The sequence below is a fragment of the Virgibacillus halodenitrificans genome (assembly GCF_001878675.1).
In the GTDB taxonomy this organism is placed as follows: domain Bacteria; phylum Bacillota; class Bacilli; order Bacillales; family Amphibacillaceae; genus Virgibacillus_Q; species Virgibacillus_Q halodenitrificans.
Map to the genome: position 1 here is coordinate 3,710,885 of NZ_CP017962.1, position 12,168 is coordinate 3,723,052.

General features: G+C 39.5%; 12 protein-coding genes. All 12 read right to left on the minus strand.

Annotated elements, in window-relative coordinates:
* Positions 1–86: 86 nt before the first annotated feature.
* A complete protein-coding gene (locus tag BME96_RS18320; protein WP_019378561.1) occupies positions 87–1,982 on the minus strand; it encodes a PrkA family serine protein kinase in 1,896 nt (631 codons plus the stop codon).
* 261 nt (positions 1,983–2,243) lie between these two features.
* The gene (locus BME96_RS18325; protein ID WP_071649841.1) at positions 2,244–3,101 is read right to left on the minus strand and encodes an ABC transporter permease subunit; all 858 of its coding nucleotides are present in this window, start codon (positions 3,099–3,101) and stop codon (positions 2,244–2,246) included.
* Positions 3,101–3,886 (minus strand): phosphonate ABC transporter, permease protein PhnE, encoded by a 786-nt coding sequence (gene phnE / locus BME96_RS18330; protein WP_019378559.1) that lies wholly within the window; start codon positions 3,884–3,886, stop codon positions 3,101–3,103. Before phnE ends, BME96_RS18325 begins: the two co-directional genes overlap by 1 nt.
* 12 nt (positions 3,887–3,898) lie before the next feature.
* On the minus strand, positions 3,899–4,663 hold the full coding sequence (gene phnC, locus BME96_RS18335) for a phosphonate ABC transporter ATP-binding protein (protein WP_071649842.1): 765 nt from the start codon (positions 4,661–4,663) through the stop codon (positions 3,899–3,901).
* A gap of 73 nt (positions 4,664–4,736) precedes the next feature.
* The gene (locus tag BME96_RS18340; protein WP_071649843.1) at positions 4,737–5,774 is read right to left on the minus strand and encodes a PhnD/SsuA/transferrin family substrate-binding protein; all 1,038 of its coding nucleotides are present in this window, start codon (positions 5,772–5,774) and stop codon (positions 4,737–4,739) included.
* Positions 5,775–5,992: 218 nt separating this feature from the next.
* Positions 5,993–6,799, minus strand: coding sequence for a PHP domain-containing protein (locus BME96_RS18345; protein ID WP_071649844.1), 807 nt, complete (start codon positions 6,797–6,799; stop codon positions 5,993–5,995).
* Positions 6,789–7,511 (minus strand): phosphonate C-P lyase system protein PhnL, encoded by a 723-nt coding sequence (gene phnL / locus BME96_RS18350; RefSeq protein WP_071649845.1) that lies wholly within the window; start codon positions 7,509–7,511, stop codon positions 6,789–6,791. The genes BME96_RS18345 and phnL overlap by 11 nt, the downstream gene beginning before the upstream one ends.
* Before the next feature lie 17 nt (positions 7,512–7,528).
* A complete protein-coding gene (gene phnM / locus BME96_RS18355; protein ID WP_019378554.1) occupies positions 7,529–8,713 on the minus strand; it encodes a phosphonate metabolism protein PhnM in 1,185 nt (394 codons plus the stop codon).
* A 12-nt stretch (positions 8,714–8,725) separates the two neighbouring features.
* Positions 8,726–9,565, minus strand: a complete 840-nt coding sequence (locus BME96_RS18360) for an ATP-binding cassette domain-containing protein (protein ID WP_019378553.1) — start codon at positions 9,563–9,565, stop codon at positions 8,726–8,728.
* Positions 9,558–10,424 carry an alpha-D-ribose 1-methylphosphonate 5-phosphate C-P-lyase PhnJ gene (locus BME96_RS18365; protein ID WP_071649846.1) on the minus strand — a complete coding sequence of 289 codons (867 nt, stop codon included), beginning with the start codon at positions 10,422–10,424 and terminating at the stop codon, positions 9,558–9,560. The genes BME96_RS18360 and BME96_RS18365 overlap by 8 nt, the downstream gene beginning before the upstream one ends.
* Positions 10,417–11,532 carry a carbon-phosphorus lyase complex subunit PhnI gene (locus BME96_RS18370; RefSeq protein ID WP_071649847.1) on the minus strand — a complete coding sequence of 372 codons (1,116 nt, stop codon included), beginning with the start codon at positions 11,530–11,532 and terminating at the stop codon, positions 10,417–10,419. The genes BME96_RS18365 and BME96_RS18370 overlap by 8 nt, the downstream gene beginning before the upstream one ends.
* A complete protein-coding gene (gene phnH / locus BME96_RS18375) occupies positions 11,533–12,132 on the minus strand; it encodes a phosphonate C-P lyase system protein PhnH (protein ID WP_019378550.1) in 600 nt (199 codons plus the stop codon).
* Between the last annotated feature and the right edge of the window lie 36 nt (positions 12,133–12,168).

The following is a 12,168-nucleotide window of genomic DNA, read 5'->3' on the forward strand; positions in this document are numbered from 1 at the left end:
GGTAAGGGACTTAGAGCAAAATAACTTTTCTATTCACTGATAATGAAACAGGACCAGCTATTTGCTGATCCTGCACAACTATATCGCTATCTATTTAGTAAACTTCCAACATAACGGAGCAATTCATTTGCTGATACGGAATTATAGCCATACTCATCTATTAATCTGGCAATCACTTCGTTAACCTTCTTGAGCTGGGACTCATCTGGTGTTTTGGATGAGGTAGTGATTTTCACAACGTCCTTCAAATCAGCAAACAGCTTCTTTTGAATGGCTTCACGCAAACGTTCATGGGAACTGTATTCAAAGCGTTTACCCTTTCTGGCATAAGCAGAAATTCGAATTAATATCTCTTCTCTAAAGGCACGTTTGGCATTTTCCGAAATTCCAATCTGCTCCTCAATGGATCGCATCAGCTTCTCATCCGGATTCATTTCTTCCCCTGTAAGCGGGTCTCTTAACTTATTTTTATTGCAGAATGCTTCCACATTATCAAGATAGTTATCCATTAAAGTTTTTGCAGATTCTTCATAAGAGTATACAAAGGCTTTCTGAACTTCCTTCTTGGCAATTTCATCATACTCTCTTCTGGCAATAGAAATATAATTCATATACGTTTCTTTATCATCGTCAGAAATGGAAGCATGTTGATCCAGTCCTTCTTTAAGCGAGCGGAGCACATCCAATGCATTAATAGACGGTACTTCTTTACGAATAATTGTGGATGAAATCCGGTTAATCACATACCGTGGATCAATCCCCTTCATCCCTTCCACAGGGAACTCCTTTCTCAATTCCTCCACATCCAGCTGGTTAAAGCCTTCAACATTCTCTCCATCATACAACCGCATCTTTTTAACAATATCCACGCCCTGTTTCTTGGAATCCTCTAACCTGGTTAAGATCGAGAATATGGCAGCAACCCGAAGAGCATGTGGAGCGATGTGCACATGGGCCATATCGCTATCCGAAATCATTTTTTCGTAGATTCGTTCTTCCTGACTAACCTGTAAATTATATGGAATTGGCATGACAATAATTCTTGAATGCAGTGCTTCATTCTTCTGATTTGCAATAAAGGAACGATATTCCGCTTCGTTCGTGTGTGCTACGATAAGTTCATCTGCTGAAATCAATGCAAACCTGCCTGCTTTAAAATTCCCTTCCTGCGTTAATGAAAGCAAATGCCAGAGAAATTTCTCATCACACTTAAGCATTTCCTGAAATTCCATCATTCCACGATTCGCTTTATTCAGCTCACCATCAAATCGATATGCGCGGGGATCTGATTCGGATCCATATTCTGCAATAGTGGAAAAATCAATGCTTCCTGTCAGATCAGCAATATCCTGTGATTTTGGGTCAGATGGACTGAAGGTACCAATCCCTACACGTTTGTCTTCCGAAAAGAAGATTCTTTCTACCTGGACATCTTCAATACGCCCCCCGAACTCCTTTTCCAAACGCATCGTGTTCAATGGAGATAAGCTTCCTTCAATACGAATGCCATACTCCTTCGAAAAATCTTTTCTTAGATGCTGTGGAATAAGATGAAGTGGATCTTCGTGCATCGGACAACCTTTAATTGCATAAACTGCCCCCTCATCCGTACGCGAATAGCGTTCCAGGCCTCGTTTAAGCATGGTCACGATCGTAGACTTCCCGCCACTTACAGGTCCCATTAGTAAGAGAATTCGCTTTCGCACGTCCAGCCGTTTAGCGGCAGGATGAAAATACTCCTCCACAAGTCTTTCAATCGCATCTTCCAAACCAAAAATTTCATTGCCGAAAAAATGATACATTCTTTTTCCATCTCTTTCTGTAAGGCCAGAGCTTTTAATCATATTATAAACACGTGAGTGAGCGGTTTGAGCAACTTCCGGTCTTTCCTTTACAATATCCAAGTAATCTGCAAACGTACCTTCCCAATTCAACTTTCTTTCTTCTTCACGATGTTGTAGAACTTTACTGAGAATGTCCATATTATTCCTCCATCCAATGCCTAATTACTATAGCCTATGCACATTAACTTTTTATCATGCCGAGAAGTTTACTAATTGCTATTAGGACAAGCTAAAAAATAACTTGGTATCTCTTTGGCAAATGATTCTGCCTTTGTGCTACTATCTATGCATGGAGAAGAAATAAATTAATTTACCATTTTTAAAACGTTTAAATTTAAAACGCAGTGTAAGATGATCATCCTTGTTTCTCTACTGAAAAAGCCTTTATCCTATGCTATGCTAACTGCGTACATTTGTTGGGAAATATCGGTTTTTCAATTGGGTAGATAATACTTCCAAGATAATCGCAATCACTAATATAGCATATGTTATGAAGCCAACCTCACTAAGATCAAAGTAGAAGCCAGAAGCCATAAATAGTTCAAACCCGATTCCACCTGCTCCAGCTGCAGCACCCATAGCTACAGCTACTCCAAAGTTAATTTCAAAGCGCAGAAAGGTCCATGATAATAAATAGGTAAATGTAGAAGGAAGTACACCGTGTGTCACAACATGCCACCAATTTGATCCCGTTGATTTTAAAGCTTCGAGAACACCCTGATCGATTTCCTCAATAGCCTCCGAAAAAGCTTTTACCAAATAAGCAACAGAATGAAACAACATTCCTAATACTGCTGCTTCACTTCCTAAACCAGCAGCAATCGCAAAAATTAATACCCATAACACCGTAGGAACCGCGCGGATAAATGCCACCATAATACGAACTGTGTTGGTTATCCATTCCTTGGATAAATTTGTTGCGGCTATCAAAGATAAAAAGAAAGCAATAACCGCACCAATAACTGTAGAAAGAACAGCTAGGCCCAAAGAAACTCCCACTTGATATATCGCTTCTGCCCATGTGAAATGATTCAGTGCCGGCTCAAAAAACATTACCTTTAAATTATAAGCAGTTTCCATAATCGCTTCTTTTATCTTTAAACCAGTATAATCAAACAATAAAAAACCGATTATTGTTAATGTTACTAGCAGAATCATCGTTAAGCGTATAACCAATTCTGACTTATTGCCCGCTTTCAGCGATATGCGACCATTTTTCTTACGTTTTATATACGTTGGCTTTGCTGCTGTTTCCATTACATAATCACCTTTCGTATATAGTTTGAAATAAGCTCAATGATAATAACAGCGATCACGATACTAAGGGTGATTAAAGCAACCACATCGTAATTCATTGATTTATAATACATATCAAATGTATATCCTATACCCGTACCTGTTAGAATACCAACGAGGGTTGCACTGCGAATATTCGTTTCAATCATAAATAGAATCCAACTAAGCATTTGTGGTAAACTTTGCGGAATTACTGCTTTATTTATAATATGGAAATACGTTGCGCCTGTAGCTGTCAACGCTTCTACTCCACTTTGGCTAGCTTCATCAATTGATTCAATGAATGCTCTCGTTAGAAATCCCACTGTTCCAACAAATAAAGCTAAATATCCAGTTAACGAATTCTGCCCAAAGGAGAGCAATAAAATCAACGCCCAGGCAACAACAGGAATATTACGTGAAACGGATGCAATAAAGCGAGCAAATGTACTTACAAAACTATTAATACTTGTAGTTTTTGATCCCATTAATCCAAGAAAAATGGAAACGATAGCAGCAGTAGTGGTTGCTGCAATAGACATAAAAATAGTTTCATTCAGTTTTTCTACTATTGTTGGCAGCTTTTCCAATGCTTCTTGCGTAATGAGCATATTAGAGAACATCCATCCGATTGCTGATGGAAAAGCTGCCAGTCCATCCATGAAGTTAAAGTTCGTTATTGCTGCAGATAAATACGTAATGGCAATAATAATGAACAAAGCAATTGTAGTTTGCCATTTCCGTCTTTGCATCACTTTTTCACTCACGTCAATTTCCCCTCACACTGTAATTAATTCTCGCATCTGTGAACCATAAATGCGATTGATTTTATCCTCAGTCAGTTGATAGTTTGTACCATTAAAGACTACTTCTCCTTGATTAAGTCCAATAATTCGATCTGAATATTGCTGGGCTACCTCTACTTGGTGTAAATTGACTAAACAAGTAATACCTAACTCAGTAGTGATTTGCTTTAAATGATCCATGATAATCTTTGACGAGTTCGGATCAAGCGATGCAATTGGTTCATCACATAGAACGAGCTTAGGATCTTGAATAAGCGCACGAGCGATACCTACCCTTTGCTGCTGCCCTCCGCTTAATTGATCACAGCGCTTGTAAGCATGTTCTTCAATCCCAAGCTTTTGAAGCAAATAGAAAGCCCGCTCTTTTTCTTCTTCCGTAAATCTGCTTAATACTCCTTGCAGTGTAGTCTTATAACCAAAACGTCCATGGAGTACATTTTCAATAACTGTTAAACGCGGAACCAGATTATAATGTTGGAATACCATACCAATATTCGTACGTAGCTGACGTAATGTACGCTTTCTTAGTGTATTTACGCGAGCATTATTAAATATAACTTCACCTTCACTAATTGAAACCATCCGATTTATACAACGTAATAAGGTAGATTTCCCCGCACCAGACGGCCCAATAATAGAAACAAATTCGCCTTCCTTCACGTTAAAAGAAATATCGCTTAATACTTTCGATTCGTTATCATACGATTTACCAAGTCCCTCAATTTGTAAAAGTGCCATAGATGGTCCCCTCCCATAAATGTACATGCAGAGTATACTGATTAAATCAGATATACTCTACACTACTATTTGATTACTGAATTTCTCGAATTGGATTAAACCATTCATCTTTCGCCGGTGCAAATCGTTCTTTATCCGTTTTAAAAAATAGCGCGGATTGATCGGAACCTTCCGGGACAAAAATCTTTTCATTATTTGCAACTTCATCAGAAGTTAATACTTTTTGTATTTTTGTATAGTCTTCCTCACCTAACATATCCATGTTCACTGCAAATGGCGCATTAAGGACAGGCGTTACATTCATTAGAGTGAATTCTTTACCAGCCACTTTATTAAATGGTTGCTCTGCGTCATCCTTAACTTTATAAACGGAGCCAACTTCATTTTCTTCTCCTTCTGCAAGTTGAACATAGTTTTCTACACATGTATCACAAAATGCCGCTACATCTGCATTACCATCCAATAAATTAACTGCTGAACCTTGGTGGGAATTGCCAAAGAGGACTTGAGAGAACAACGGTCCACCCTCCATTAAGTCTTCTTCGGTTAATTCTGCATACGCATCTTGTTCAGTAAAGTGGGAGAGAATGTCTGCAGACGGCACTTTAAATCCAGAAGTTGAACTGTTAGATACGAAAGAAAATCGCTTTTCTGCTATTGTATCTAAAGCAAACTCTCCATCTTTTTTATAGCTTTCCTGATCATCTACATTTACAGCTAGCCAGCTATGATAAACTGCGTCATCCAAAGTACCTGATGGTCCAGTAGGAACGATTAATGGCTGTATCGCATCATTATTTTCTTTTGCTTCAATATATCCTTGAGCTCCCATAAATGCCATATCCGCATTATTATTTACTAATGTCTCTATTGCGATTGCATAATCTGTTGTTAAATGATGTTCTACTTCTTTTCCAGTAGCCTCTGAAATTATTTTACCAATTTCATCACGAGAGGATTTTAAATCTTCTCCTGACTCATTTGGATACCAAACAACATTAATTACATCATCTACCTCAGCGTTTCCTTCTTTAGCATTCTTTTCTGAACAACCTACCGCGAATACTGCTAATACAAGCAAAACAGCTAAACTAGTTAACGACTTCTTCATGTTAACACTCCTTTTTATTCGTAGATTAGTTAATAGAATAAATAGTGATATTGTGTTTACATACGCACGTTGAGCTAGAAACATTCCCTCCCTATAACGAGCAATCTGCTTTCTATCTATTATTGAAACATAATATAAACGAATGCAGTTTATATTTACAATATTTTTACATATAGTTTAGTAAATTTACATTCCTACAATAATCAAGTCATAATCTATTACTTTCTATTAAGATATAAAGGACTTGATAAAGCGCCGACCTCTATAGGAGCACCAAAACTACCATGGTAATCCGTTCCTCCTGTCATTACTAAATCGTACTTTTTTGCTAACGCCTCTACACGCTTGTGATCCTCTGAAGTATGATCGGGATGATTTCGTTCAATACCACCTAAGCCAACCTCCACGAGTTCGGAAATAATGTCATAGGAATCAAGCTGGCCCGGGTGAGCAACCACGGCTATCCCACCATCTGCGACAATTGCTTGTACTGCAAGAAAAGCATCTGCATATTCAATATCACCTGCAGCTGGCCCGTCATCTTTAAAGAGCTTTCGATAAAGATCCTGATAGATTGCGGATGTATAAGGTGCTGACGTAAGCTGTTGCATGACATGCTGTTTATAAATCGTTTGGCTTGGACGTGCAGATTTAATGACAGCTTGTAAATCAATACTATAGCCATGTTGATTAAGCTGCTTTATTTGCCATATCGTATGGGCTTGTCTTCGATTTCGGACTGTTTTACAAAGGGTTTCTACATTTTTCGCTTCCGGTTGATAGTGGTAGCCAAGTACATGCACCTTTCGGTTACGCTTAAAATCGTAAGCAGAAATCTCTATTCCAGGAATCACTTCTATTCCATAGCTTTTTCCCATAGCTTGTTTTTCCTCTAGACCATCTATGCTATCATGATCAACAAAGCTGAGTTGCGTCACATGGTGCTTAGCTGCATATTCCAGCACTGTTTTCACATGTTCGGAACCATCAGAATATGTACTATGTACATGGAGATCAGCCTTCATGAATAACTCCTTCCTTACCTGTACAACCCTTGCTGAATTGCATGTCAAACACGTGATCACATAAGCCATCCATGAATTCTATATCATGAAAAATACCAACTAATGTCGTTCCACTTGCTTTCAGCTTCTCAATAATCTCACGTACCTTTATTTTCGACTGGTGGTCCAAGCTGGCTGTTGGCTCGTCAAGTAGAAGAAGTCGCGGTTTTTTGACTGTAGCCATCGCGATATTTAACCTTAGCTTTTCTCCACCTGAAAAGGTATTTGGATAGTTATCCCAAAGCTTTTGGTCCAGTTCAAAATGCGCTAATGCCTTTTCAGCCTCTACTTTCGCAGTTGCTTCTGTAGCTCCCATTTCCAGTATTGCTTTTTCCACGAGCTCTCTTGCTGTTGTCCGTGGCATAACATTTAAAAACTGGGACACATAACCTATTTCATGCTTCCGTAAATAAAGAACTTCTCGCTCCATTGCATGCATTAAATCAATGAACCCATAGCGCGCAGAATTATATATAATGCTTCCCGTATCTGGACGGTACGTACGATAAATACTTTTCAAGATTGTAGATTTACCACTGCCACTTTTGCCGACAATACCAAGAAATTCCCCCTGCTCCAGTGAAAAATTGATATCGTCTACAGCTTGCCTCGTTTTGTCTAAGTGATGAATCGTAAATCGTTTGCCAAAATCTTTTACTCGCAGCATTGCCATTTAAATGAACCTCCTTTTCATTTGTTCATACGGTAATTCGTTGTAGTAATTAATGCACCATTCACCATACTTGCAGTTAACATGGGATAACCGTCATTCATCCTCTCAATAACAACCATATCTGCTTTTTTACCTGGTTTTATAGAACCTATTTCATCATCCATTCTTACAGCCTTCGCCGGATTAAGGGTTACTTTCATAAACATCTCATGTAGATTATTTCCATGTTTTTCACTTAATGAAAAGATGGCTTGCAACAAAGCTGCGGGGTAATAATCACTACATAATATATCAATACAATTTTCTTGAATTGCTTCCGCTGCTGATAAATTGCCTGAATGAGATCCCCCCAACAAAACATTCGGAGCACCGGCTATCGTCTTCAACCCAAGTTCCTGCGCTTTTTTAGCAATTTCCATTGTGATTGGGAACTCGCTGATCGTCGTTCCAAATGATTGTACGAGGTGAAGCTTATCTATATTGTCATCATCATGGGACGCTACAGCTATCCCTTTGGAAATAGCTAACTCAGCGACTTCTCGCAGCCGTTCAATTGTCATATATTCTACGCTTTGACGCTCTGCAATAATTGTTTGTACAGCTTCATCTGTTAAATTACGGTAGCCCTGCAGTGTTTCACGATACACTTCTAAGTCCCGGTATTGTCCTTGACCAGGGGTGTGATCCATAAATGACAATAAATGTACCTTATCATCTTCAATATTTCGGATTAACTGATCAATTTCAGTAATATTGTCAATTTCAAACCGGGCATGTAAGCGGTGGCGAATTAAATGCAAGGCTTGATGTGTATTTGCAATGGCATCTACCATTCGCTGTACATTTTGAGGCTGGCGAATCGGTTTGTGTCCAAACGCATCCTCCCGGTAAAACGAAAGCGAATGAAACATTGTTGTAATGCCATGGCCGATCAATATTTTCTCTGCTTCTCTTAAACTAAAGTTGAAATCCATCATACTCGTTGGTCTTGGTGATGCTAGAGTTTCAATATAATCAGAATGAATATCGATAAACCCTGGAGAGATATATCCGCCATTGGCATTTATTCGTTTCGCGTCTGGATAGTTATTGACTTCTTTTTCCGGGATAATTGCTTTAATTGTCTCTCCTTCTACAAGTACAGCGTAATCATCAAGTATTGTTTCTTCTGTAATTACTTTTCCATTATGAATAACATACACAGTAAGCGCCCCCTATAGTAACGAGTAAACTAATCGTTGTGTGTAAGCATGCTGTGGATCTTCGAGGATTTGATCCGTTAAGCCTTCTTCGATGACAGACCCATTCAACATCACCATTGTTCGATCAGCCAACATACGAATAACTGCGAGATCATGGGAGACAACGATCATACTAATGCCCCACTCTCTCTGAATTTCCTTAATTAAATCAAGCACATTAGCCTGAACAGATAAATCTAATCCTGTTGTCACTTCATCTAAAAATAGAATAGGTGGATTATTTGATAATGCTTTTGCAATCTGTACACGCTGTTGCATTCCTCCTGAAAAGTTTTGCGGTTCCTCCTTCGACCGAAACAGTGGTATTTGCACTTGCTCAAGTAGTTTATTGCCTGTTGCTTCCATGGAGGAAACATTTCTATTACCTGCTGCAATAAGTTTTTCGGCAATATTTCCGATAGAAGAAAAATTCATCTTTAATCCATTAACAGGGTTTTGATATACCATTCCGTATCGATGATTACGAATATACCTTTTTTTCTGTTGCGATAAGTTAAAAACATTTTGACCGGTTAGGTCTCGGTTAGCAATATAGGCCTCGCCAGAAGTAACTGGTTCGTCAAAATAGAGACATTGCATCATCGTTGATTTCCCACTGCCACTTTCTCCAACAATTCCTAGTATCTCTCCAGGAAACAGGTTCAGTGATACATCTTGACACGCATATACAGTTCCGCAAGTCGAACAATAATTCTTTTCTAGCTGGCGTATCGTTTGATCATGGCACTGAGGGCAGCCTCGGCCAAATCGTTTATTTAAGTTGCGCACCCGCAATATTGGCTCTTCATGCATGATGATGCTCCACCTCCGCTTGTTCTAAGCTATTCAACCTGCTTAAACAATAACTCGTATCGTTACACTGGTAATAAGCTTTGTCTGTTTTTTCATCTACGAGTTCATCAAGAAAAACATCGTTTGCACCACATAAATGACACGCATTGCCGGAAAACCCTTCGACTGTAAATGGATAGTCTTCAAAGGCAAGTGATGTTACATTTGTATATGGTGGAACAGCGTAGATCTTCTTTTCACGACCTGCACCAAGTAAGGTCAATGCTTTTGATGTATGCATTTTGGGATTATCGAATCTTGGAATAGGACTCGGCGCCATTACATAGCGGCCATTCACATACACAGGGTGATCTGCACCTGTCGCTGTTTTTCCGTATTTCATAATTTGCTCAAATAATAAGAGCCATGCCCCACTATATTCTTCTTCTGCATGCAGCCGCTTTGTTACATACTCACTGGCTTCTACATCTCGTAACGGCTCTGGTGTCGGAACCTGCAGCACTAAAATTTGCTCCTCTGTTAACGCCACTTCTGGAATTCGGTGCCGGGACTGAATTAAGGAAGCTTCTTCCGTATGCTCGGTTACTTCAACACCCGTTGTCTGCTGTACAAGTTTTTTTATGCTAACGGCGTTCACAGATTCGTCTGCACCTTGATCAATTACTTTTAACGTATCTTCTTTGCCTATTAGTGATAAGGTAAGCTGCAGACCTCCTGTCCCCCAACCTCTTGCAATGGGCATTTCCCTGGAAGCAAACGGAACCTGATATCCTGGGATGGCCACCGCCTTTAATGTTGTACGACGAATTTCCTTCTTTGATCCTTCATCAAAAAAAGCAAAATGTGTTGTATTATTCATGGCTATCTCCCTTCCTTTTCACTTCACGTACACTATCCAGCTTGGATTGGAAAGTAACATAATGTGGGAGTTTCAAATGTGAAATAAAGCCAGTTGCTTCCACCGAATCGATATGCAATAAGACAAACTCTTCATCATGCGTTGAGAAACTGGCTTCTGGATGCTCTAAGCATTGATCCAATATACTCATCGCAATTGCTTTTGTTTCATTTTGTCCGTAACATACGCCATAACCAATCTCAAAATCTAGTTGCTCTTCATTTTGCTCATTTTTCATAGATACAGGCACAAACGACTCCACTTCAGAGACTTTAATCTCTCCTATATAGTAGCTATCTTCTTCCGTTTGTTCCGCCTCATTTGGATGTCGAACATAGATTGGGAGCATACCGACGCGAACCTCTCCAACCGTCGGGTGAACTTGCCCATACCCTCGTAAAGAGGCATAGCCTAACGCAGTTACCGCTCCCGTCTGCCCCCGTGTTAATGTCTGCAAACGAGCGCTTCTGGAAGCTGGAAAAGATAAATTCTCTTTTGTAATATCCGTTGGGTTCGTATTTTCCGGTTCGTGAGCTGCAAATAATCCTTCTTCTCGTAAATAATCTACTACTTTAGGAAAAAACAACACTTTATCTAGCACAGTTACCTCATGCTCTATTTTCTCCATATAATTTTTAATCCACTGCTCATTATCAGATTGTGTTTCCTCAACTAGAGAAAAATTGAGCAAACGATGGGTATAGTCGGTGGTAGAGCCTAATATTTGCCCACCAGGAATGTCCTTGAAACTTGCTGAGATACGGCGTTCTACCAGCATCGATTCCGACTCTACGACGTTACTATAATACAGCCTCGGTAAGGTAGAACGATGAGCGCGCATAATAAATACAGCTTCCTCCATGCTTCCTTCTGCCTGTTTGATAGCTAGCGCCGCAAGAAATGGAGAATATAAGCTACTTTCAGACATAACCTGGTCTACAAGTGCACGCATCGTAGCCATAATTGTGTTTACTTCAATAATCTCACTTTCCTTTATACGGTCATATGTCAACCGGTTGATCGACGCTTCGATCGCCTTGGTACCACCTTTGACAGCTACATACCCCATTTACTTCACCTCCCTTACAGAAATTTGTGTTGTTCTAGGAACACAGGCAACTTGATGCCTTTCGTCTGTCACTATGACATCTATTCCTAATGGGTATTCCAGTACCGCTTCGGTTCTAGCTTGCCAAACATCTGCCGTAAAATTTGTATGTAGATTAGTTTTCGTCTCAATTCCAGGTCCAGCTAATTGTAGCTGGCTTTGATTGGAAAGGGGGGTGGCACTTTCCATAATCCATGTCGAAGAATACTGTGGATCAATAAGATCACCTTTTTTACAAGCAGCAATCCCTTCGATAATGGAGGCATCAGTAGCATCCTGCAACACAATAATATAATCAGCTTCCTCCATAGAAGCGTGTTTTGCTAGTGTATATGCTGCGATTTTTTCTTCTACTGACTGGTTATTCTGTGAAATCACATGAAATGATACTTCTCCATCCAGTAATGTCATTGCAATTAGCAATGTTGCATGATAACAAGCAACATCATATTCGATCCGTTCTGCATTCGTTTCTAAATTTGCCAGCTTTCCCGGACGAGACATGCTGTCCACTATTTTTCGATACACCTTTTGCATATCATGAACTTGATCTATAGGCATACAATCTCTCTCCTGATCTTATATTTTTAGTGGCTG